Here is a 20,597-nt window from a genome sequence, read left to right on the forward strand (position 1 = left end):
AGCGACGGACCGAGGGGAGACGCGGGTTGGGACTGCTCAGTTACGGGGGAGCGGATTACGAACTCTCCGATCGGCTGTTGGCCCATGTGCAGGTCGTCATCACGACGAAGCTGCGCCGCCGGGAGTCCTTCGCCCTGAGCTGGATCCGCGATGGTGACGGCGGTCGTGAGGCGATCTGGGTCGACAACGGCTTGCCGATCCGATTCCGCTACGACGAGGGCGTCATCGCGCCGCTGAACCGCGAGTGGCTCGAATCTCTGATGGATGGCACGCACCGGCCCAACGGGCTCCTGATCACGCCGGAACCCACGGCCTCTGCGGGTTCGAAGGGCAAAAGCTAGGCAGTCTAGTTTGTAGGTGCTCTATCGTTAAGGTCATGACGTCCGAGACCCACGGATCGGCGCACTACTGGTACGAGGAGCGCGCCGATGAGCGCGCCCCCGGCATCGAGGTGCTCGAGGCGATGCGCGCCTACGGCGTCGCCGAGTCGGCCATGCGCCGACGGTCCGAGGGCGTGCTCCGGATGAGCGAGAACGACGTCTCAGCGATGCGCTACCTTCTGCGCGCCCAGGAGGCCGGCCGCACGGTGGGTCCGAAGGAGCTGGCCGAGTACCTCGGTATCCAGAGCTCGTCGGTGACCGCGCTGCTCGATCGCCTGGAGCGCGCCGGGCACATCCAGCGACAGTCGAGTCCCTTCGACCGGCGCGCCCTGATCGTCGTCCCGACCGTGCCGGAAGACGAACTGCAGCGGGCGATCCTCGGCGATATGCGCCAGGAGCTCGTCGATGTCGCGGCGTCGCTCGAGCCGGCTGACGCCGCCGTGGTCGTCGACTTCCTGCGGCGGATGCGCGAAGCCGTCGACCACATCGACGCGGCTGATGCAGCGGGTGCGCCGAACCGATCCGGCGACCGCTCTCGAAGCAGCGCGTAAAATCGGAGCATCGAATCACAGACCGGCGGGCGGTACTGGTACGACCGTGCGGACCCGCATACCGTTGACGTCCTGAACGCGCTGCGCGACTACCGCGCCGCCGAGCAGGCGATGCGTCGCCGTACCCGCGAGTCGATGCGCATGGGCGAGAACGATCTGCGTGCGTTGCGATTCCTGTTGAAACGGCAGAACGAGGGTGTTCCCGCGACACCGGCCGAGCTGGGTGCGCTCCTCAAGCTCAAGTCGTCGTCGGTGACCGTGATGCTCGACCGGCTGACCGTGGCCGGCTGGGTCACCCGGCAGCCGCACCCGGTCGACCGGCGCAGTCTGGTCATCCTGGCGACGCCGGGCGCCGACGAAGAGGTGCGGCACACCCTCGACGCGATGCATCGCCGCATGCTGGAAGCCGCCTCGGTGCTCGACGAGCGCCAGGCGGAGATCGTGAAGGGCTTCCTCGGACGAATGTCCTCCGCACTCGAAGGCCTGGACCGCGGCGACACCGTCTCCTGAACGTGACGTGGGAGGTCGCTCCGTGGGGGTAGACCCGCTTCCGCAACGGTGGGACCGTCGAAGACGAAACGGACCACGAAAGGGGACGTCATGGGACTGGACGACAAGATCGAGAACGCCGGAGAGAAGCTGGGCGGAAACGCCAAGGAGGCCACGGGTAAGGCCACCGGCGACGAGCGTCTCGAGGCCGAAGGCAAGGGCGACCAGGTCAAGGCCGACGTCAAGCAGGCCGGCGAGAAGATCAAGGACGCCTTCAAGCACTGACCCTCGGACGACCACGAAGCCCCCGACCCGGATTCCGGGCGGGGGCTTCGTCGCGTTCACCGGGACGTCGCACCGATTTCGCCTTTCGTTCACCGACGGCTCGGAGTAGTTTCCGGTGCATGGGAGACCGGACGGATCGCGCCAGGGCGGCGCGCAGGGCGGGGATCGGCGCGGTGCTCGCGCTCCTCACCCTGGTCGCGACGGTCGCGCTCGCCGTCGCCATCCCGACCCAGGGCGAGAACCCGCGAGCCTGGGGTGTGATCGTGTGCGGGCTGGTCACTGCGGGCCTGTGCACCGACTTCGCCCTCCGCAACCGGCGGCTGCTCCGGCACTACCGGGGCGACGATCTGGTGCCGCCGCACCATCCGGTTCTGCGGTACGCGGGCCCCCGGAGTCACGTGCCGGGGCGGCGCCAGGCATCAGCGAGTCAAGCGCGCGCGAAGGCCGCCCGGTAGCGCGTCGGAGGGACGCCCACCTCCGCGTCGAAGTGATGGCGGAGCAGTGTGGCGCTGCCGAAACCGCACTGGCGCGCCACCTCGTCGATGGGCAGGTCGGTCGTCTCGAGCAGCAGCCGGGCACGCAGGATGCGCTGCGTGGTGAGCCACTGCATCGGCGGCACGCCGGTCTCCGCGACGAAGCGCCGTGAGAAGCTGCGGGTCGACATGTGGGTGCGCTCGGCGAGGCTGCCGACGGTGTGCGTCTCGTCGAGGCGCTCGGTGAGGTAGTCGATGAGCTCGCTGAAGGTGTCGTCCTCGCAGTCGCTGACCGGCTTGTCGATGTACTGGCGCTGGCCGCCGTCGCGCTGCGGCGGAACGACCATGTTGCGCGCGATCGTGTTCGCGACGGCGCTGCCGAGCTCGCGGCGCACGAGGTGGAGGCTGGCATCGATGCCCGCAGACGTGCCCGCGCTGGTGATGATGCGGCCGTCGTCGACGAACAGCACGTCGGGGTCGACGCGGGCCTCCGGGAAGCGGCGCTGCAGCTGGTCGGAGAACCGCCAGTGCGTGGTGCAGTCGCGGCCGTCGAGCAGGCCGGCGGCACCGAGCGCGAACGCACCCGAGCAGACGCTGAGCAGGATGGCGCCCCGGTCGTATGCCCGGCGGAGCGCATCCAGGAACTCCTGCGGGTACTCGTCGCGGACAGTGGCGGCGGGGACGGCGATGAGGTCGGCGTCGTCCATCGCCTCGAGGCCGTAGGGGGCGGTGACGCTCACGCCGACCGGGCTCACGACCGGAGCGCCGGGGTGGATGGAGCACACGCGGAAATCGAACGGCTCCAGGCCCGCATAGCTGCGGTCAAGACCGAAGACCTCGCAGACGACCCCGAATTCGAACATGGCGAACTCGTCGATGAGGGGCACCGCGACCGATCGGATCATGCCGTCAGTGTAATGGCCGTATCTTTGCGAAGATAGACCCAAAGCCATCTCGTGTCCGTATCTTTACGTCCGTAACGTGAAGGTCATGGCGAACACGACATGGACACAGGGGATGGAACACAGCTGGGTCGCGCACCCGACCCGGACCAACGGCGGAGAACCGCCGCGCCGGCGCCGGTTCGTGCTCAGCGACTGGCTGCCGGCGGCGATCATGGCGCGCGGCGGACGCGTCGACCGCGAGACCGAGCGGGCGCTCGGCGATCTGCGGGCGATCCACGCGGCACGCGAGACGGGTCGCTGAGGCCGGCCCAGCCGCATTCAGGGGGCGCAACACGCCGTTATGGTGCCGCCATTACGGCGTGTCGCGACCCACGAACTCGGTGATAGCAGCGACGGGCATGGCGGCGGCGCGCGGCGCCGGTCCGACCGACGAGCGACGCAGCAGATCGGCGTCGAAGACGACCGCGGCGTCATCGACCCGCTCGCCGTGGATGCGCTCCAGCGCACGACGAGCGGCGGCGGCACCCAGCTCGTAGATCGGCTGCTCGACGACCGTCAGCGGCGGCGTGGTGATGCTCGTCCACTCCGGGTTGTCGAACGAGATCAGGGAGACGTCGTCCGGGATGCTCAGCCCGAGCGTCCGGATGGTTTGGAAGACCGCCATGGCGATGAGGCTGTCGGACGCGATGATGGCGGTCACCGGGTCGTCGCTCTCGAGAAGCTCGCGCGCCACCACATCCACTCCGCGGCGGCGGGCGTCGAGGCGGATGTTGCGCTCGGGCGACGGGATGCCGGCGGCCGTCAACGTCTCGAGCACGCCGGCGACGCGGTCGGCGACGCTGGACATGGTGATGCGGTCGCCCGGCGTGTACTGCGACGCCGGGTGGTCGTGCGTCGAGATGAAGGCGATCCGGCGATGCCCCTCGGCGAGGAGTTCGGCGGTGGCTCGCGCGGCGGCGGACCGGTTGTCGACCGTGACGGAGTCGTAGGGTTCGCCGTCGGCCCGGCGGTCGAGGAGGACCAGCGGCCGGCCCGCGGCGCCGACGGCCGCGAGGTGGGCCACCCGCGCAGACGAGGCCGGAGCCACGATCAGGGCGTCGACCTGCTTGTCCAGCAGGACGTCGACGGCCGCTTCCTCCGCATCCACATCCTCGTCGGAATTCGTGAGGATGACGTCGTAACCGGCTTTGCTGGCGACATCGGAGATACCGCGCATGGCGTGCGCGAAGAACGGGTTCTCGATGTCGCCGACGACCACTCCGATGGTGTTCGAGCGGCCGGTGTTCATCGACCGGGCGAGAGCGTTCGGGCGGTAGTTGAGCTCCTCCGCCGCGGCCAGCACGCGGGAGCGGACGGCGTCGCTGACCTGCCCGTAATCGCCCAGTGCGCGGGCCGCCGTCGCCTTCGACACCTTGGCCGCCCGGGCGATGTCGGCGACCGTGACGGCGCGCCGGGATGCGGGGCGTGGGGACATCGGTGCCGCCTTCCTCCTGCGAACTCGACGTGTTGACGAACGCGGGAAACGTGATGTAGCGTCCCAGAAAACCAACTGAGACCGGTCTCAGCGTAATCGCCAGAGACCGGTCTCAGCAACCCGCACCGATCGACGAGGATCGCACGTCCCGTTTCTCGCCGACCATCCCCAGACGATTGGACCCCCGCAGTGAAACGACGCACCTTCCTCCGGCCGGCCGCCCTGCTGGCCGCCGCGGCCACCGCCGCCCTGGTCCTCGCTGCCTGCAGCGCCGGCGGCGCCTCCGGCTCCGCCACCAAGGACAACCCGTACGGCCTCATCGAAGCCGGCACGGTCCGTGTCGCCAGCCTCGGCGACGCCAAGCCGTACACCTTCACCGACGCCAAGGGCGACTTCACCGGCTTCGACGTCGAGCTGTTCACCGACGTCGCCAAGCGCGCCGGTCTCGGCAAGGCCGTCTTCACCGGACAGGACTTCTCCGGTCTGCTCGCCGCCGTCGCGAACCACCAGTTCGACGTGGGCGTCGCCGCGATCGGCATCACCGACGAGCGCAAGAAGACGGTCGACTTCTCCGACGGCTACCTCGCGGGCTACCTCACCGTGCTCACGACCAAGGCCGGCGGCATCGACTCGGCGAAGGACCTCGCCGGGAAGCGCCTCGGCGTCGTGCAGGGCACCCTGCAGGAGGCGTACGCCGTCAAGAACTTCCCCAAGGCGAACCTCGTCCGCTTCCCCGACAACAACGCGGCCGTCTCCGCGGTCAACAGCGGATCGGTGGACGCGCACTTCCTCGACTACGAGGCGGCCAAGAGCTACGTCGCCCAGTACCCGACGTTGAAGGACGCGGAGGACATCCCCTCGTTCGACGCCCCCGCCGGCTTCGCCATCGCCAAGGGCAACCCCGCCCTGAAGAGCGCGCTGAACAAGGCGCTCCACGAGGCGATGGAGGACGGCACCTGGAAGAAGCTCTACCAGAAGTGGTTCCCCGGGTCGCCGATGCCGACCCAGTACCTGCCGAAGGCGGAGCAGACCTCGACGCCGACCCCGTCGAAGTAGGAGCTCAGGGAGATCCCCATGGACTGGCTGACCACCATCACGCACACCTTCTTCGACATCCCGTCGATGCTGCAGGTCTTCCCGCAGCTCCTCGGAGTCGGACTCGTCAACACGCTGATCATCTCGATCGCGGCGACCGTCATCGGCGTCGTGCTCGGCATGGTGGTCGCCGTCATGGGGATCTCCACCTCGCGCTGGCTCCGCATCCCCGCCCGCATCTACACGGACGTGTTCCGCGGGCTTCCGGCGATCCTCACCATCCTGCTCATCGGCCAGGGCTTCGCCCGGTTCTCGCAGTCGATCTTCGGGCCGTCCCCGTACCCGCTCGGCATCCTGGCGCTGTCGTTGATCGCGGCCGCGTACATCGGCGAGATCTTCCGCGCCGGCATCCAGAGCGTCGACCGCGGGCAACTCGAAGCCTGCCGGGCGCTCGGCCTCAGCTACGCGAAGGCCATGGCCCTCGTGGTCGTGCCGCAGGGCATCCGCCGGGTGCTCCCCGCCCTCGTCAACCAGTTCATCGCCATCGTGAAGGACTCGAGCCTCGTGTACTTCCTCGGGCTGCTGGTGGGCGAGCGGGAGCTGTTCCGCGTCGGCCAGGACGCCGCGGTGCTGACCGGCAACCTGTCACCGCTCGTGCTCGCCGGACTGTTCTACCTCGTGATCACGGTGCCGCTGACGCACCTCGTCAACTACTTCGACAACCGGTTCCGCACCGGACGACGCAAGCCGGCCCCGCCGAAGAGCGGACTGGACGAGCTGGACGAGGTCCAGCCGCCGGCACCCCTCACCCTCGGGAGCAACACATGACCTACACCTCTCCGCTTCCCGCGCAGCAGACGCCGGACTTCCGCGGCTCCGCGCTCGACCTCGTCGACCTGACGATGGCCTACGGCGATATCGACGTGCTCCGCGGCGTCAGCATCTCCGTCGCACCCGGCACCACCACCTGCGTCATCGGCCCTTCCGGGTCGGGCAAGTCGACGATGCTCCGCGGCATCAACCGGCTGCACGAGCCGAAGAGCGGGGATGTGCGCCTCGACGGCGAGAGCATCCTCGGGACGAAGCCGGATGTGCTTCGCCGCCGCATCGGCCTGGTATTCCAGCACTTCAACCTGTTCCCGGACCACACCGCCCTGCAGAACGTGATGCTGGCGCTGCGGTCGGTGAAGCGGATGCCGAAGGCGGAGGCGCAGCGGATCGCCGAGGAGCGCCTCGTCGAGGTCGGACTCGGCGAGCGGATGGACCACCGGCCGCGCGACCTCTCCGGCGGCCAGCAGCAGCGCGTCGCCATCGCCCGCGCGCTCGCCATGGAGCCGGAGGTCATGCTGTTCGACGAGGTCACCAGCGCGCTCGACCCGGAGCTCGTGAAGGGCGTGCTGAACCTGATGGCCGACCTGGGCCGCCGGGGCATGACGATGGTCGTCGTCACCCACGAGATGAACTTCGCCCGCAAGGTCGCCGACCAGGTCGTGTTCATGGACGAGGGCCGGGTCGTGGAGGCGGGACGACCGGACGACTTGTTCGACCGGCCGCAGAGCCCGCGCCTGCAGCGCTTCCTCTCGGAGGTGCTGTGATCCGCGTCGGCCTGATCGGCTACGGCGTCGCCGGCCGGGTCTTCCACGCGCCGTTCCTCGCGGCGGACCCCGCCTTCGAGCTCGCGGCGGTCGTCACGTCGCAGACGGACCGGCTGGCCGCCGACCATCCGGGCGCGACAGCGGTGCCGGACGTGGATGCGCTGCTCGCGCATCCCGGGCTCGACCTGGTGGTCGTCGCCTCGCCGACCCCGCTGCACGTCGCCCACGCGACGGCCGCCATCGACGCGGGGCTAGCCGTGGTCGTCGACAAGCCGTTCGCGCCGGACACGGCCGCCGGCCGGGCCCTGATCGAGCGCGCCGAAGGGGCGGGCGTTCCGTTCACCGTCTTCCAGAACCGCCGGTGGGACGGCGACTTCCTCACCCTGCGGCGTCTCGTCGGCGACGGGGCGCTGGGCGACGTCCGCCGCTTCGAGTCGCGGTTCGAGTGGTGGAAGCCCGCGGCCGACGAGTCGTGGAAGTCGACCACCTCCGCGCAGGAGGGCGGCGGCATCCTCTTCGACCTCGGCGCCCACCTCATCGACCAGGCCCTGCTGCTGTTCGGCCCGGCCCGGGTGACGCACGCCGAGCTGCGCAACCGCCGCGAGGCGGGCGCCGACGACGACGTGTTCGTCGTGCTCGAGCATGATGCCGGCACCACCAGCCACCTCTGGATGAGCGCCGTCGCGCCCATCGCCGGGCCGCGGTTCCGCGTGCTCGGCTCGCGCTCCGGCTTCGTCTCCTGGGGCCTCGACCCGCAGGAGTCGCAGCTCGCCAGCGGCACCCTCCCCGGCAACCCGCGGCTCGGGCAGGCGCCCGCGCCGGGGCGTCTCGGCACGGACGCGCACCCGGATGAGATCCCGCTCGTGCCCGGCGACTACGCCGCCTTCTACCGCGGGCTCGCCTCGGCGCTCCAAAACGGTACACCGCTTCCGGTGGACCCGCGGGAGAGCCTGGCGGCCCTCGAACTGATCGACACCATCCACACGCTGAACCGAAAGTGAGCACCATGACCGCACCATCCATCCGCACCCGCGTCGTCGTCATCGGCGGCGGCATCCTCGGTGTCTCGACGGCGACCCAGCTGGTCCGCTCCGGCGCCGAGGTGACGCTGCTGACCGAGGCGGAGCTCGCCAGCGGCGCCAGCGGACGCTCGCTCTCCTGGCTGAACACGGCCGGCCTGCGCTCGCCGGAGTACCACGCCCTGCGCCAGCTCGGCATCGACCGCTACCGCACGCTCGCGGCCCGCGCCGACGTCGCGGAATTCCTGCGCTTCGACGGCGGGCTGACCTGGGCGCCGGAGGGGGAGTCGTTCGCGCACATCCTGCAGCACGAGCGCTCCATCGGCTACGACGCCCAGTGGCTCAGCGCCGACGACATCGCCGAGTGGGCCCCCGGGGTCGACCCGGCGGCCATCGCCTCCGAGGGCGCCATCTTCAACCCGGGCGAGGGCTGGGTCGACCTGCCGTCGCTTATCGCGTACCTCGCGGCGGAATTCACGTCGCGCGGCGGAACGCTGATCACCAACGCCGGACACGTCGAGGTCGTGGTGGAGGACGGCCGGGCGGTCGGCGCCGTCACGCCGGACGGCCGTCGCTTCGACGCGGACGCCGTGCTGCTCGCGACCGGCCCGGGCGTGCCCGCGCAGGTGGCCGAGCACGGCGTGACGATCGAGGACGGCAGCCCGGAGGCGCTCCTCGTCTGGACGAAGCCCGTCCAGACCGAGTTGACGGCCGTGCTGAACACGCCCAACGTCGCGGTCCGGCCGACCCCGACCGGTGCGCTGGCGCTCGACTCGGCCTGGTCGGAGGAGGCGCTGATCGTCGGCGACGACGGCTCCGTGACCGTGCCGGACGGCATCGTCGACCGCCTGCTGGAGGAGGCGTCGCGCGTGCTCGCCGGTCACCCGACGCTGGAGCTGGACGGCTTTGGCATCGGCGGCAAGCCCATCCCCGGCGACGGCGAGCCCGTGCTCGGCGAGCTGGAGCAGATCGACGGCTACTTCGTGGCCTTCACCCACAGCGGCGCAACGCTCGGGCTGATCGCGGGCGAAATCCTCGCCCGCGAGATCCTGACCGGCGAGAAGTCGCCGCTCCTCGACACGTTCCGCCCGGCGCGCTTCTCGGCCGCCCTGGTGTGAACGTCGCGGAGGGGGCCCGCCGCTCCGGCGGCACCGTGGGATGGGCCCCCTCCGCCCCCCTTCGTCGCCCTTCTCGTCGCCCTTCTCGTTTGGCCGGGGGCCGCGTCCCCTGCCGTCTCCTAAGCTCGGAGCGTGGATGAGATCTCGGCGGCCGGCTTCCTGTTCGACATGGATGGGACGCTCGTCGACTCGACGGCGGTGGTCGAATCCGTCTGGACGGCCTTCGCCGACCGGTACGGGCTGGATGCGACCGCGCTCCTCGCGTACGCCCACGGACGGCAGGCGGTCGACACCGTCGCGCACTTCCTCCCCGCACTGACCGACGAGGAGCGGGCCGAGCTGGTCGGCGCGCTCGTCGCGGAGGAGGTCACCCGCACCGACGGCATCGTCGAGATCCCGGGTGCGGTCGCTCTGCTCCGTCGCCTCGTGGCCGACGGAGCGCCGGTCGCCGTGGTGACCAGTGCACCCCGCGAGCTGGCCGTCGGCCGGCTCCGCGCCGCCGGGGTCCCCGTGCCCGACGTGCTCGTCGCCGCGGAGGACGTCAGCCGCGGCAAGCCGGATCCCGAGGGTTACCTCCGCGCGGCCGAGCAGCTCGGCGTGCCGATCGGCGACTGCGTCGTGTTCGAGGACGCGGAGGCCGGGATCGCCGCGGCCGTGGCGTCCGGCGCACAGGTCGTCGTCGTCGGATCGCACGAATCGGCGGTCACCGCGGGCCTCGACCGGCTCACCGACTACGCCGGATTCCGGGCAGCGCTGCGCTGACAGGTACTGCATTGCGCGAGGGCGCCTGAGGCGAGCAGGATCGCGCCATGAGCACCAAGAGCGTGCCGCGGCGTGTCCCGCGCCGACCGGCGTCGAGCCTCTCCGAACGGTGGACCGTCGTCGACGGGGTCGACGTGTTCTACCGCGAGTCTCCGAACCCGCCGAACGCCCCGGCGATGATGCACGTGCACGGCTTCGGGCTGTCCGGCCGGTACCTGCTGCCGACCGCCGAGCGTCTCGCGAACGAGTTCCACACCCTCGTCCCCGACCTCCCGGGGTTCGGCCGGAGCGGCAAGGTGCCGGAGGGTCTCGACATCCCCGATCTCGCGCGTGACGCCGCGCGCTTCCTCGACGACCGGGGCATCGAGAAGGTCACGCTCGTCGGCAACTCGATGGGCTGCCCGGTCATCCTCGAGTTCGCGCACCACTATCCCGAACGTATCGAGCGTGCCATCCTCGTCTCGCCGGCGGGAGGCGTGTACAACCGGCCGCTGCGTCGGGCCATCGGCCAGCTGACCCGCGACGGAGGGCGTGAGCCGCCCCGGATGATGCGGGTGGCGACGCCGGACTACCTCCGCTTCGGGGTTCCGAGCACCTTCAAGATGTTCAGCGCCCTCACCTCGTACCCGTCGCTGGAGCGGCTGTTGGAGCTGCGCATCCCGACGCTCGTGGTGATCGGCGACCGCGACCCACTGCTGCCCGGCCCCGAGCGGGTGCAGGAGATCGCGTCGGCGACGGACAACCACGTGCTGGTGGTGCGGATCGAGGGAGCGGCGCACGCGATCAACTTCAGCCATCCCGGCGAGCTGGCTCACATCATCCGGCTCTTCATGGCCGACCAGCCGATCGTCGACGACCCCGATTCGCCCGGGCACGCGAGCCTGTACGAGATCCACCGCGGGCGACACCTGCCGCCGACGGAGTAGCGGCGGCTCAGGTCGAGGGGCTAGGAGCGCTGGAAGGATGCGGCGCCCGCGCAGAGCCGCGCCCGCACCCAGCCGCCGGTGTCGCTCAGCGGCAGTTCGCCCGAGCGGACGGACCGCACGAAGTCGAGCGCGAGATCGGTGAGGCGGCCGTCGGCGGTGTCGGGCGCATCCCGTCCGACGTGGATGGACAGCCAGCGGGCCGGACCCGACCCCACGCGGGCGGCGACCGAGACGATCCCGGCGAAGTGGCGCGCCTGGCCCTCCGTCCCGTCGTCCACGTGCCGGCGGAAGCCGCGGCCTCGGATGCGGTTGGAGCCGCCGCGCCCGGCGTCGAGGAACCAGAACGGACCGCGCCGGACCCCCGCGACCTCGTGGCCGAGGTCGCGAAGGAACCGCCCCGGCGACAGCGCCGGAGTCCGCGCAGCGAGGCGGTCGCAGGCAGCAGCGAGCTGCTCGCAGGCGCTCACGGTCACTTGTCGCGGCCGTTCACGAGCGCTTCCGCTCCGGCCTGCCACCAGACGCCCGCGGCCGGACCGCCGTTGCAACTGCCGTCGCTGACGCCGGGATGCTTCACCCAGAGCAGCGCATCCAGCTTGCCGTCGCTTCCTTCCGTCACCTTCGGGTCCTGCCCGAGAGCGGCGCCCGGCGGATTGCACCAGGTGCCCGTCCAGCCGTTGCCGTTGCGGGAGACGTCGATCACGTAGTGCTTCCAGCCGACCTTCGACGAGAGGCGGCCCGCGTAGTCGCGTTCGCGCTGCGTCGTGTCGAAGTTCGAGACATTGGTGAAGAAGCCGTGCGCCTCCTCGATGTTCGCGCGCTTCAGCCACGCGGCCTGGTCGTCCGGCGACAGCCAGCGGGCGTTCCCGCCGTCGAGGTAGGTGGCGACGCCCGCCCCCTCGAGGATGCTCACCGACGAGCGCAGCAGCGGAAGACGGACCTCCGCCGACCCCGCGCACTTCTCGGACGACAGCATGGCGAGCGAGTCAGGCTCCAGCAGGACGACCGCGCCGCTGCCCCGCAGAGTGGATGCCATGGTGCGGATCCACGGCAGGTACTGGTCGGCGGCGAGACCGCCTTTCGAGTAGCCGCCGCAGTCGCGATTCGGGATGCCGTAGGCGACGAAGACCGGGGTGGCCTTCTGCTCGCGCGCCTCGGCGATGTCCTTGCTGAGCTCTGTCACCAGGCGGTCACCCTGGAACCACTCGCCGAGCCAGACCGCAGTCGGCACTGCGGCGATCTCATCGGCGACGGCCGCACCGGCGGTGTCTCCGAGGCCGAGCAGGCGTTTCTGCGCCGCCGCTGCCTCGGTGTTCGGATCGAGGTACAGCCGTGGCGACGCGAACGCCGGCGCCTGGCGGTCGGTGGTCGGCGGTGGGCTGGAGTGAGTGCTCGCTGCCGGGGCCGGTGTTGCGGCCTTCAGGCCGACTCCCACGGCCGCGGCGACCGCGATGAGGGCGAGCGCCCCCACGACTGCTGCGACGACCGGTCTCCGCATCCGCTCCCCTCCCGCGCACTCCCGGAAGTCCACACCCTAACAGCGCCGGGTGGACCGCATCCGTGTCGCCCGGATTGGGGTACAGGATCGTGTCCTCCAAACGACCCACAGACCGGTCTTTCTGGCTATGCTCGCGGATGTCACACCCGAGTTACTGTCTTGAGCCCCGCGGGAGCCGACCCGAAACCGGTCCGCGGGAGAACCCGAACGCGCAAAGGACGTATCGTGCACACCACCCTGCCCTATAACCATGCCCACGACCGGGCCCAGCTGCTGGCCCGCCGTCACGAGCGCGACCTGCACTGGGCGAAGGAACGCCGTCGTCAGCACGAGCGCGAGAACGCGGAGGCGCGGGCGCTGCTCGCGACGCATCCGCTGCGGCTCGCCCGCGTCACGCTGGGGACGGCCGGCGCGGGCCTCGTGGTGATCGGCGCGGCCTGGGCGGTCGCCCTCGCCGTGACCGCCCCCGGGTGGCAGGCCGCCGTCGACGGCGCGGGCGCTGCTCTCGCCCTGGCCGTGCTGCTTGCGTTCGCGATCTCGCTCGGGCGTCTCCGGGCGCGTCGGGCGGCCGCACGCGCGCTGCTGCGCAGCAGGGACGCGCGCCTCTCGCACACCCAGTACCACATCCACGAGAGCGTGCACTCGTTCATCGACGCGCGGGTGGATGTGGTGAACACCCGGCAGCCCGTCTCGGCCTGACGGCTCCGCGGCTGGAGGGCGGCTAAGGCTTCAGCGCTGTCGTCGAGCCGACCACCTCATCCACGAAGCCGTAGTCGCGGGCCTCGTCGGCGGTGAACCAGCGGTCGCGGTCGCCGTCCTCGATGATCTGCTCCACCGGACGACCCGTCTGCTCGCTGGTGAGCTCGGCCATCCGCCGCTTGAAGTGCAGGATCTGCTTCGCCTGCGTCTGGATGTCGGCCGAGGTGCCGCCGAAGCCGCCGTGCGGCTGATGCATGACCACGGAGGAGTTGGGCAGGGCGTAGCGCTTGCCGCGCTTCCCCGACGACAGCAGGAACTGGCCCATGGAGGCGGCGAAGCCGAGCGCGAGCGTGGCAACGTCGGCCTTCACGAAGTTCATGGTGTCGAAGATCGCGAACCCGGCGGTGACCGACCCGCCCGGGGAGTTGATGTAGAGGAAGATGTCGCGGTCGGGCGCGATCGAGTCCAGCAGGAGCAGCTGGGCGCAGATGTCGTTGGCGACCTCGTCGGTCACCTCGCTGCCGAGGAAGACGATGCGCTCGTCGAGCAGCCGTTGCACGGGAGAGGTCTTGTCGGTGTCCATGAGCCCAGTGTGGGAGCGGCGCCCGCCTGTGTCTGCGGCTTCTGCCCGTCGCGAATCTGCGCAGGGCAGACCGAGCCGGAGGGCCCGCCGCCGTGCCAGCATGGTGGGGTGCGGAGGCGGGGGATCAGGGGGCATTCCGGTGCGGCCGGTGCGCTCGTCGCCGTGCTGACGGCCGCCGTCCTCGCCGGGTGCTCCCAGGAGGTGCGCGGCGAAGAGGACCTCGCCGCGCGGCCGTACACCGGGGCCTTCTACGACGACCCGCCCGCCGCCGCGGGGAAGCCGGGCGAGATCGTACGCTCCGAACTGGCGGCGGGCGGGCCGTTCGGTGCGACCGCATGGCGCATCCTCTTCCGCTCGACGGACCTCTCCGGCAACCCCGTCCTGAACAGCGGGATGCTGCTGGAGCCGGACGGACCTGCACCCGACGGTGGCCGGACCATCGTGTCGTGGGCGCATCCGACGACCGGGAGCGACGAGAAGTGCGCGCCGTCCCGCTCCGTCGACCCGTACGTCTGGATCGAAGGGCTGAAGGCGCTGCTCGACCAGGGCTACGCAGTGGTGGCCACCGACTACACGGGGATGGGGGTCGCCGGACCGAACTCGTACCTCGTCGGCGACACCGAAGGACGGAACGTCCTCGACGCGGCCCGTGCCGCGCGCGACTTCCTCGGGTCCGCCGCGAGCGAGCGCGTCCTGCTCTGGGGGCACTCCCAGGGCGGGCAGGTGGCGCTCTTCGCGGCCCAATTGTGGACCGAGTACGCACCGGAGCTCGACGTGCGCGCGGTCGCCGTCGCCGCCCCCGCGACGGACCTGGCGTCCCTCATGCGCGCCGACATCAGCGACGTTTCGGGGGTCAGCATCGCATCGTACGCGTTCGATGCTTACTCGGAGGTCTACGGGGCGCCGCTCGACTCCATCCTCACGCCCGCTGCGATCGCCGCCCTGCCGACCATGAATGGATTCTGCCTGCTCACCCAGAACAATGCCCTGCACGACGTCGCGCAACCCCTCGTCGGCCGGTTCCTGACGGGGGATCCGGATGCGACGGAGCCCTGGGCGGCCCTGCTCGCGGCCAACACGCCTGGCGATTCCGCCATCCCGGTTCCGCTGCTCGTGGCGCAAGGGCTCAGCGACAAGCTGGTGCGGCCGTCGGCGACGGCGGCCTTCGTGGATGAGCAGAAGCAGCGCGGCACGGATGTCGTCTACGACCCCATTCCGGGAGCGACGCACGGCACCGTGGCGGACAAGGCACTGCCGGCGGTACTGCGGTTCTTCGATCGCCTCGACGGATCGGGCGGCTGACGTTTCTATAATCGAACACATGCCTTCCGCCGATGCCGCGCAGCCCTCTGCCGAGACGACCGCGCAGACCCCGCCGCTGCAGACGCTGTCTCGCGGCATCCGGATGCTCGAACTGCTCGCCGACGCGGGGGAGCCGCTCAGCATCCCGGTGATCGCGTCGCGGCTGGGGCTGCACCGCTCGATTACGTACCGCATCCTCCGCACGCTCGAGGAGCACGGGCTGGTCGTGCGCGACGCGGCCGGTGCGGTCGAGCTCGGGCCGCGGATGGCGACCCTGGCACGGTCGGTGTCGCGCGACCTGCAGTCGGCGGCCCTCCCGCAGCTGACCGCCGTCGCCAACGAGCTCACGATGACGGCCTTCCTCGCGGTGCTCGACCGCCACGACGTGGTCACGCTGGTGACCGTCGAGCCGTCGCACGCGCACGCCACAGTCGCCCAGCGCCCGGGCACGCGGCATCCGCTCGCGTCGGGTGCGCCGGGGATCGCCATCCAATCCGCCCTGACCGAGGCGCAGTGGCGGGCGCTGCCGGGAGAGCATCCCCGCGACGACGCCGCGCTCGCGCAGCGCCGGGGATATGCGACCAGTCACGATGAGGTGATCGCCGGGCTCGCGTCGATCGCCGTGCCGGTCGTCGCGCCCGGGCAACCGGTGGCGGCGCTCGCCGTCGTCTACGTCGCGAACGACGTGGACGCCGCCGCGATCGGCGCGCGCCTGCGCACCGCCGCCGCCGCCATCGAGTCCGACCTCCGCTGACCCCCTCCCACCCACCGTCGAGTCCGCAAACTTTGCACGCTCGCACCGCGTTTCGTGTGCAATTTGTGCGGACTCGACGGTGGGGGAACGCCGAGAGAGAGGGGTCAGGGGGCGACGAAGTCGCGGTGCTGGGCGGTCTGCGAGAGGGCGGAGAGCAGGGTGAAGCCCGAGAGGGAGTCCCAGCCGCCGGTCCAGGTGAGGTCGCGCGCGATCTCCCAGACGGTGCCATCGGGATGCGCCGCGACCTCACGGGAACGGCGCAGGTGGTGCTCTCGCAGGGCGGCCGTGCGTTCCGCCAGCTCGGTGAAGGGATGCTCGTGCCCGGGCAGGGCGAGCCCGTCCAGTTCGCCGACGCGGCCGAGGCCGGCGAGGTAGTCGGCGATCGGGTTCGCGGCGGTCGGGCCGCCGAGGCCGAGACCCGAGTTGACGGTCGGCAGCACGTGATCCCCGGCGAAGACGAGCCCGGCATCCTCGTCGTGGAGGCACAGATGGCCGGGAGTGTGCCCAGGCGTCCACAGCACGCGGACGCGACGGCCCGGGATGTCGAGAAGGTCCCCGTCGGCGAGCACGGCGTCCGGCGCGGGCAGTCCCGCGGCCACGGGGGAGGCGACGGCCGCCAGCAGTTCCGGACGACGGTCGGCCGGGACGCCCCACGCGTCCAGGTCCGGCGCCGGGACCCCGCGGGCGAGCGTCGCGGCGGCCTCGGCCTCGCGCGCGTGCATCAGCAGGGCGCCGCCGCTCGCTGCACGCACCGCCGCGGCGCCTCCCGCGTGGTCGGCGTGGAGGTGCGTGACGATCGAGGCGATGTCGCGTGGGGTGCACCCCAGCACATCCACCGCGTCCAGCAGGGTACGGGTCGCGTCGTCCGTCGGAGAGCCGGGGTCGATGACGTGAAGGCGTCCGTCATCGTCCTCGATGAGGTACGCGAGGCTGTACGGCAGCCCGCCGCCGGGCATCGGGACGCGCACGGCATGCACGCCCTCGGCGATGGTCTCGAAGCGGTCCACGACCGTCAGGCTAGACCGCCGCCGTCCCGACGCCCCGTTCGGTTACGCTGTGGTGTTCGACAACACCGGCGGGGAGGGGCGGGACATGCGGCGTGTGGATTCGACGCCCCGAGCCGACTGGCGGTCGCGACTGGACGAGATCGGGTTCACGTTCTACGACCTGCCGTCCGAGGGCGGCCGGCCCTACTGGAACGAGACCGCCGCCTACGCGTTCACCATGGCGGAGGTCGAACTGCTCGAGGCGGCGACGCAGGAACTCTTCGATCGCTGCATGGATGCCGTCGAGCACGTCGTCCGCCAGCGCCGGTTCGCCGAGTTCGGGATCCCGTCGCGGTTCCACGATCTGGTCGCCGACTCGTGGGATGCAGACGATCCGACCGTCTACGGCCGCTTCGACCTCGCGTACGACGGCGCGGGCACGGTGAAGCTGCTGGAGTTCAACGCCGACACCCCGACGTCGCTGGTCGAGTCGGCGGTGGCGCAGTGGCAGTGGCTGACCGAGGTGCGCGGGGAGGGCTCCGACCAGTTCAACTCGCTGCACGAGCAGCTCATCGAGCAGTGGGAGCACATCCGTCGTGAGCGCTGGGGCCTGCCGGAGGGCTCCCGGCTGCACCTGGCCTCCCTGCACGACGCGGGGGACGGCGCCCTCATCGTGGAGGATTTCGAGACGGTCGCCTACATGGCCGAGACGGCCGCGGCCGCCGGCTTCGATCCCAAGCTCGTCTTCGTCGAGGACCTGCAGTGGGATGTCGACACGGCCCGCTTCCTCGACGCCGACGGCGAGCATGTCCGCCATATCTTCAAGCTGTACCCGTGGGAGTGGATGGTGAACGAGCAGTTCGGCGGCTTCCTGCTGCAGAGCCGCGAGACCACCCGCTGGGTCGAACCGGCGTGGAAGCTGCTGCTGAGCAACAAGCAGCTGCTCGTCGTGCTGTGGGAGCTGTTCCCCGGCCACGCGAACCTGCTGCCGGCGTTCGCGGAGCCGGCCGCGCTCTCCGGGGAGCCGGTCGTCCGCAAACCCCGCCTCGGCCGCGAGGGCGCCAACGTCACGGTGCTCGACGCCGAGGCCGCCGTCGTTGCGGAGCATGACGGCCCGTACGGCGACGAGGGATTCGTGTTCCAGAGGCGGGCGGACTTCGCGCCCATCCCCGGCAAGACCGCCGTCATCGGCTCGTGGGTCGTCGGCGACAGCCCCGCCGGGATCGACCTGCGCGAGACCAGCGGCCCGATCACCGGCGACCTGGCCGAGTTCGTCCCGCACTTCATCGAGGAGGACCGTGCGTAGCCAACGTCCCATCGCCCTCACCGGCATCGCCGCGGCACACCGCACCCTCCCACGCGTCGCCTTCGGTGTGACGACCCTGGCCGCCGCGACCCTCCTGCTCGCAGGATGCGCGCCCGACGATGAGGGCACCGTCCGCGTCGCCGCCGACGGGACGAAGTACGTGCTGCCCGACGACGCCCGTCGACCCGAGTACCGCAGCCGCGAGGACTGCATCGCCGACGTCACCGAGCAGCTGGCCGCACTCCGGGCGGAGGGCACCGAGGTGGATGACGACCCCGCCTCGCTCTGCGAGTCCGCCGACGCATACCCCGGGCATTACCACTCTCCGTGGATCGGACCGATCCTGTGGGGCTCCTCGGTGTGGAACAGCAACCGCGTCGCCGCCTGGTCGCCCGTCCGCAACGGCGGCTTCTCGTGGACCAGCGCGAACCTGCAGCCGGACGTCGTGCAGCGTGCACCCGCTGGGGCGGCGGCCGGAGACCGCGCACCGCTCAAGGGCGGGTTCGGCAGTTCCGGGAAGTCGGGGATCGGCGGCGCCCGCGAGGGCGGCAGCGTCGGCGGCTAGCCGGCCAGCTCCCGGCTGAGCAGAATCGGCCGGAAGAACGCGGCCAGCTCGTCGGTGGCCGTCAATGGCAGCACCGCGGACACGTACTGGTCGGGCCGCACGACGACGATCGCGCCGCCACGGTCGATCCCGCGGACCGCGAAGATGTCGTCGTCCGGGTGGGCGGCGTACACCTTCTCGTAGTCGATGAGGCCGAATGGTCCGACGCGCGGGAGGAAGAGCTCGGGAACCGTGCCGAGGTCGACCGCCGTGTGGTCCTGCTGGTAGATCACCTTGACGTCGAACCAGGCGTCCGGGTCGGCGCCCGCCGGCGTCGCGGCGAGCGGCGACTCGGGCGACGACGACAGCCAGCCGGCGAGGTCGGCGACCGCCGAGGGCTCCCCGGGCCGGGTGGCGTCGGCGAAGACGTAGATGCGCCACCGGCCGTCCGCGCGCGCGTGGTGGCCCAGGTGCACGAGGTTGCCGTCGCACACCCGCTCCACTGGCGCCGACTTGAAGCGCTTGCCGACGGGGAAGCCGGTCGCGAGCTCCTGGTGGCCCTGCCCTCCGACGATCAGCGACGGCGCGTACTGGGTCATGAAACCGGCGGGGAACTCGGCGGTGCGCACGTAGAAGTCCTCCAGCTCCGACGGGCTCTCGAACTCCTCCGGCTTCTTCGCCATCAGGGTCGACCACTGCTTGTCGAAGTCGATGAGGTCCTTCGCGACCACCTGCCGCTCGGCCGAGTAGGTGGCGAGCAGGCTCTCGGGGCTGCGGCCGTCGAGCACGTGCCCGAGCTTCCAGCCGATGTTGAAGCCGTCCTGCATCGAGACGTTCATGCCCTGGCCGGCCTTCGCGCTGTGCGTGTGGCAGGCGTCGCCGGTGATGAAGACGCGCGGGGTGCGCATCCCGAGCTCCTCCGGCAGCACGTCGTCGAAGCGGTCGGTGAGCCGGTGTCCGACCTCGTACACGCTGTGCCAGGCGACGTTGCGCACATCCAGCGTGTACGGATGCAGGATGCGGTTCGCCTGCTCGATGATCTGCTCGATGGAGGTGGCCCGGATCGCCCCCTTGTCCTCCGGGGAGACCTCGCCGAGGTCGACGTACATGCGGAACAGGTAGCCGCCTTCGCGCGGGATGAGCAGGATGTTGCCCGCCTCCGACTGGATCGAGCACTTGGTGCGGATGTCCGGGAAGTCGGTGACGGCCAGCGCATCCATCACTCCCCAGGCATGGTTCGCCTGGTCGCCGGCGAGGTGGCAGCCGATCGCCTCGCGGACCTTGCTGCGGGCGCCGTCCGCGCCGACGACGTACTTCGCGTGGACCACGCGCTCGGCGCCCTCATCCGCTCCGGCCGTCCGGCGCAGGGTGACGGCGACGGGATGCTCGCCCTCGCCGACCTCGAGCCGCACGAACTCGTAGCCGTAGTCGGGTGTCATCCGGGCCGGCGAGTTCGCCATCACCTCGGCGAAGTAGTCGAGCACGCGGGCCTGGTTGACGATCAGGTGGGGGAACTCGCTGACGCCGGTGGGGTCGTCGACCGGGCGCGCGGTGCGGATGATGCGGGAGGGGTCGGCCGGGTCCGGCTTCCAGAACGCCATCTCGGTGATGCGGTAGGCCTCGGCGATGATCCGCTCGGCGAAGCCGAACGCCTGGAACGTCTCCACGCTCCGGGCCTGGATGCCGTCGGCCTGCCCGATGGCGAGGCGGCCCGGGCGGCGCTCCACGATCCGGGTCGTGACATTCGGGAACTGGGAGAGCTGGGCTGCGGCGATCATCCCGGCGGGGCCGGTGCCCACGATGAGGACGTCCATCTCATCCGGCAACTCGGCCGGCCGCTCGATTCCGGTGCCGGCCGGCTCGTGGATGCGCGGGTCGCCGGAGACGTAGCCGTGGTGGTGGAACTGCACGAGAAC

At 70.9% G+C, this 20,597-nt stretch carries 25 protein-coding genes; 18 read left to right on the forward strand and 7 right to left on the reverse strand.

Annotated elements, in window-relative coordinates:
- Positions 1 to 26: 26 nt before the first annotated feature.
- The 5 genes from J2Y42_RS05880 to J2Y42_RS05900 all read left to right on the forward strand — a co-directional run bounded on the left by J2Y42_RS05880 (position 27) and on the right by J2Y42_RS05900 (position 2,160).
- Complete coding sequence (locus tag J2Y42_RS05880; protein WP_309855827.1) at positions 27 to 341, forward strand: hypothetical protein; 315 nt, start codon at positions 27 to 29, stop codon at positions 339 to 341.
- 35 nt (positions 342 to 376) lie between these two features.
- A complete protein-coding gene (locus J2Y42_RS05885) occupies positions 377 to 931 on the forward strand; it encodes a MarR family transcriptional regulator (protein ID WP_309855828.1) in 555 nt (184 codons plus the stop codon).
- A gap of 141 nt (positions 932 to 1,072) precedes the next feature.
- Positions 1,073 to 1,441: a MarR family transcriptional regulator gene (locus J2Y42_RS05890; RefSeq protein ID WP_309855830.1), complete on the forward strand. Its 369-nt coding sequence runs from the start codon at positions 1,073 to 1,075 to the stop codon at positions 1,439 to 1,441.
- Between the two features lie 90 nt (positions 1,442 to 1,531).
- The gene (locus tag J2Y42_RS05895; protein ID WP_115695598.1) at positions 1,532 to 1,705 is read left to right on the forward strand and encodes a CsbD family protein; all 174 of its coding nucleotides are present in this window, start codon (positions 1,532 to 1,534) and stop codon (positions 1,703 to 1,705) included.
- Positions 1,706 to 1,824: 119 nt separating this feature from the next.
- The gene (locus tag J2Y42_RS05900) at positions 1,825 to 2,160 is read left to right on the forward strand and encodes a hypothetical protein (protein WP_309855832.1); all 336 of its coding nucleotides are present in this window, start codon (positions 1,825 to 1,827) and stop codon (positions 2,158 to 2,160) included.
- Here J2Y42_RS05900 and J2Y42_RS05905 read toward each other — a convergent pair.
- Entirely contained in the window at positions 2,133 to 3,083 is a 951-nt protein-coding gene (locus J2Y42_RS05905; RefSeq protein WP_309855834.1) for a helix-turn-helix domain-containing protein, read from the reverse strand. The two genes, J2Y42_RS05900 and J2Y42_RS05905, sit on opposite strands and share 28 nt — an antisense overlap.
- 85 nt (positions 3,084 to 3,168) lie before the next feature.
- Here J2Y42_RS05905 and J2Y42_RS05910 point away from each other — a divergent pair, with 85 nt between their 5' ends.
- The gene (locus tag J2Y42_RS05910) at positions 3,169 to 3,384 is read left to right on the forward strand and encodes a hypothetical protein (protein ID WP_309855835.1); all 216 of its coding nucleotides are present in this window, start codon (positions 3,169 to 3,171) and stop codon (positions 3,382 to 3,384) included.
- Positions 3,385 to 3,435: 51 nt separating this feature from the next.
- Here J2Y42_RS05910 and J2Y42_RS05915 read toward each other — a convergent pair whose 3' ends face one another.
- The gene (locus tag J2Y42_RS05915; protein ID WP_309855837.1) at positions 3,436 to 4,557 is read right to left on the reverse strand and encodes a LacI family DNA-binding transcriptional regulator; all 1,122 of its coding nucleotides are present in this window, start codon (positions 4,555 to 4,557) and stop codon (positions 3,436 to 3,438) included.
- Between the two features lie 189 nt (positions 4,558 to 4,746).
- Between J2Y42_RS05915 and J2Y42_RS05920 the strand changes: the two genes are divergently transcribed.
- The 7 genes from J2Y42_RS05920 to J2Y42_RS05950 all read left to right on the forward strand — a co-directional run bounded on the left by J2Y42_RS05920 (position 4,747) and on the right by J2Y42_RS05950 (position 11,012).
- The gene (locus J2Y42_RS05920; protein ID WP_309855839.1) at positions 4,747 to 5,613 is read left to right on the forward strand and encodes an ABC transporter substrate-binding protein; all 867 of its coding nucleotides are present in this window, start codon (positions 4,747 to 4,749) and stop codon (positions 5,611 to 5,613) included.
- 18 nt (positions 5,614 to 5,631) lie between these two features.
- Positions 5,632 to 6,420, forward strand: coding sequence for an amino acid ABC transporter permease (locus tag J2Y42_RS05925; protein ID WP_309855840.1), 789 nt, complete (start codon positions 5,632 to 5,634; stop codon positions 6,418 to 6,420).
- Complete coding sequence (locus J2Y42_RS05930; protein WP_309855842.1) at positions 6,417 to 7,187, forward strand: amino acid ABC transporter ATP-binding protein; 771 nt, start codon at positions 6,417 to 6,419, stop codon at positions 7,185 to 7,187. The genes J2Y42_RS05925 and J2Y42_RS05930 overlap by 4 nt, the downstream gene beginning before the upstream one ends.
- The gene (locus J2Y42_RS05935; protein ID WP_309855844.1) at positions 7,184 to 8,188 is read left to right on the forward strand and encodes a Gfo/Idh/MocA family oxidoreductase; all 1,005 of its coding nucleotides are present in this window, start codon (positions 7,184 to 7,186) and stop codon (positions 8,186 to 8,188) included. The genes J2Y42_RS05930 and J2Y42_RS05935 overlap by 4 nt, the downstream gene beginning before the upstream one ends.
- A gap of 5 nt (positions 8,189 to 8,193) precedes the next feature.
- Positions 8,194 to 9,324, forward strand: coding sequence for an FAD-binding oxidoreductase (locus J2Y42_RS05940; RefSeq protein WP_309855846.1), 1,131 nt, complete (start codon positions 8,194 to 8,196; stop codon positions 9,322 to 9,324).
- A gap of 132 nt (positions 9,325 to 9,456) precedes the next feature.
- Entirely contained in the window at positions 9,457 to 10,086 is a 630-nt protein-coding gene (locus J2Y42_RS05945) for an HAD-IA family hydrolase (RefSeq protein ID WP_309855848.1), read from the forward strand.
- 47 nt (positions 10,087 to 10,133) lie between these two features.
- Entirely contained in the window at positions 10,134 to 11,012 is an 879-nt protein-coding gene (locus tag J2Y42_RS05950; protein ID WP_309855850.1) for an alpha/beta hydrolase, read from the forward strand.
- Between the two features lie 20 nt (positions 11,013 to 11,032).
- On the opposite strand, the gene J2Y42_RS05955 is transcribed toward J2Y42_RS05950, so the two are convergent.
- Together J2Y42_RS05955 and J2Y42_RS05960 are read right to left on the reverse strand one after the other, a co-directional pair.
- Complete coding sequence (locus tag J2Y42_RS05955; protein WP_309855852.1) at positions 11,033 to 11,479, reverse strand: hypothetical protein; 447 nt, start codon at positions 11,477 to 11,479, stop codon at positions 11,033 to 11,035.
- 2 nt (positions 11,480 to 11,481) lie between these two features.
- The gene (locus J2Y42_RS05960) at positions 11,482 to 12,507 is read right to left on the reverse strand and encodes a glycoside hydrolase family 6 protein (protein WP_309855854.1); all 1,026 of its coding nucleotides are present in this window, start codon (positions 12,505 to 12,507) and stop codon (positions 11,482 to 11,484) included.
- Positions 12,508 to 12,732: 225 nt separating this feature from the next.
- Between J2Y42_RS05960 and J2Y42_RS05965 the strand changes: the two genes are divergently transcribed.
- Positions 12,733 to 13,206 (forward strand): hypothetical protein, encoded by a 474-nt coding sequence (locus tag J2Y42_RS05965; RefSeq protein WP_309855857.1) that lies wholly within the window; start codon positions 12,733 to 12,735, stop codon positions 13,204 to 13,206.
- Between the two features lie 22 nt (positions 13,207 to 13,228).
- On the opposite strand, the gene J2Y42_RS05970 is transcribed toward J2Y42_RS05965, so the two are convergent.
- Positions 13,229 to 13,789 carry an ATP-dependent Clp protease proteolytic subunit gene (locus tag J2Y42_RS05970; RefSeq protein WP_309855858.1) on the reverse strand — a complete coding sequence of 187 codons (561 nt, stop codon included), beginning with the start codon at positions 13,787 to 13,789 and terminating at the stop codon, positions 13,229 to 13,231.
- A 108-nt stretch (positions 13,790 to 13,897) separates the two neighbouring features.
- Here J2Y42_RS05970 and J2Y42_RS05975 point away from each other — a divergent pair, with 108 nt between their 5' ends.
- The gene (locus tag J2Y42_RS05975) at positions 13,898 to 15,091 is read left to right on the forward strand and encodes an alpha/beta fold hydrolase (RefSeq protein WP_309855860.1); all 1,194 of its coding nucleotides are present in this window, start codon (positions 13,898 to 13,900) and stop codon (positions 15,089 to 15,091) included.
- Between the two features lie 19 nt (positions 15,092 to 15,110).
- Positions 15,111 to 15,845, forward strand: coding sequence for a helix-turn-helix domain-containing protein (locus tag J2Y42_RS05980; RefSeq protein WP_309855862.1), 735 nt, complete (start codon positions 15,111 to 15,113; stop codon positions 15,843 to 15,845).
- Positions 15,846 to 15,949: 104 nt separating this feature from the next.
- On the opposite strand, the gene J2Y42_RS05985 is transcribed toward J2Y42_RS05980, so the two are convergent.
- Positions 15,950 to 16,852, reverse strand: coding sequence for an MBL fold metallo-hydrolase (locus J2Y42_RS05985; RefSeq protein WP_309855864.1), 903 nt, complete (start codon positions 16,850 to 16,852; stop codon positions 15,950 to 15,952).
- Between the two features lie 85 nt (positions 16,853 to 16,937).
- On the opposite strand from J2Y42_RS05985, the gene J2Y42_RS05990 reads away from it, so the two are divergent.
- Complete coding sequence (locus tag J2Y42_RS05990; RefSeq protein WP_309855866.1) at positions 16,938 to 18,137, forward strand: glutathionylspermidine synthase family protein; 1,200 nt, start codon at positions 16,938 to 16,940, stop codon at positions 18,135 to 18,137.
- Entirely contained in the window at positions 18,130 to 18,702 is a 573-nt protein-coding gene (locus J2Y42_RS05995) for a hypothetical protein (protein ID WP_309855868.1), read from the forward strand. The genes J2Y42_RS05990 and J2Y42_RS05995 overlap by 8 nt, the downstream gene beginning before the upstream one ends.
- Here the strand turns inward: J2Y42_RS05995 and J2Y42_RS06000 are convergent.
- Positions 18,699 to 20,591: an FAD-binding monooxygenase gene (locus tag J2Y42_RS06000; protein ID WP_309858050.1), complete on the reverse strand. Its 1,893-nt coding sequence runs from the start codon at positions 20,589 to 20,591 to the stop codon at positions 18,699 to 18,701. The two genes, J2Y42_RS05995 and J2Y42_RS06000, sit on opposite strands and share 4 nt — an antisense overlap.
- Positions 20,592 to 20,597 lie beyond the last annotated feature (6 nt).

This window comes from Leifsonia sp. 1010 (assembly GCF_031455295.1).
Lineage (GTDB): Bacteria > Actinomycetota > Actinomycetes > Actinomycetales > Microbacteriaceae > Leifsonia.

Excerpts from the sequence above, each read along its gene's own strand:
- J2Y42_RS05885 (WP_309855828.1), top strand. The coding sequence starts at position 377 with ATGACGTCCGAGACCCACGGATCGGCGCACTACTGGTACGAGGAGCGC.
- J2Y42_RS05890 (WP_309855830.1), top strand. The coding sequence starts at position 1,073 with ATGGGCGAGAACGATCTGCGTGCGTTGCGATTCCTGTTGAAACGGCAG.
- J2Y42_RS05895 (WP_115695598.1), top strand. The coding sequence starts at position 1,532 with ATGGGACTGGACGACAAGATCGAGAACGCCGGAGAGAAGCTGGGCGGA.
- J2Y42_RS05900 (WP_309855832.1), top strand. The coding sequence starts at position 1,825 with ATGGGAGACCGGACGGATCGCGCCAGGGCGGCGCGCAGGGCGGGGATC.
- J2Y42_RS05905 (WP_309855834.1), bottom strand. The coding sequence starts at position 3,083 with ATGATCCGATCGGTCGCGGTGCCCCTCATCGACGAGTTCGCCATGTTC.
- J2Y42_RS05910 (WP_309855835.1), top strand. The coding sequence starts at position 3,169 with ATGGCGAACACGACATGGACACAGGGGATGGAACACAGCTGGGTCGCG.
- J2Y42_RS05915 (WP_309855837.1), bottom strand. The coding sequence starts at position 4,557 with ATGTCCCCACGCCCCGCATCCCGGCGCGCCGTCACGGTCGCCGACATC.
- J2Y42_RS05925 (WP_309855840.1), top strand. The coding sequence starts at position 5,632 with ATGGACTGGCTGACCACCATCACGCACACCTTCTTCGACATCCCGTCG.
- J2Y42_RS05930 (WP_309855842.1), top strand. The coding sequence starts at position 6,417 with ATGACCTACACCTCTCCGCTTCCCGCGCAGCAGACGCCGGACTTCCGC.
- J2Y42_RS05940 (WP_309855846.1), top strand. The coding sequence starts at position 8,194 with ATGACCGCACCATCCATCCGCACCCGCGTCGTCGTCATCGGCGGCGGC.
- J2Y42_RS05950 (WP_309855850.1), top strand. The coding sequence starts at position 10,134 with ATGAGCACCAAGAGCGTGCCGCGGCGTGTCCCGCGCCGACCGGCGTCG.
- J2Y42_RS05960 (WP_309855854.1), bottom strand. The coding sequence starts at position 12,507 with ATGCGGAGACCGGTCGTCGCAGCAGTCGTGGGGGCGCTCGCCCTCATC.
- J2Y42_RS05970 (WP_309855858.1), bottom strand. The coding sequence starts at position 13,789 with ATGGACACCGACAAGACCTCTCCCGTGCAACGGCTGCTCGACGAGCGC.
- J2Y42_RS05980 (WP_309855862.1), top strand. The coding sequence starts at position 15,111 with ATGCCTTCCGCCGATGCCGCGCAGCCCTCTGCCGAGACGACCGCGCAG.
- J2Y42_RS05990 (WP_309855866.1), top strand. The coding sequence starts at position 16,938 with ATGCGGCGTGTGGATTCGACGCCCCGAGCCGACTGGCGGTCGCGACTG.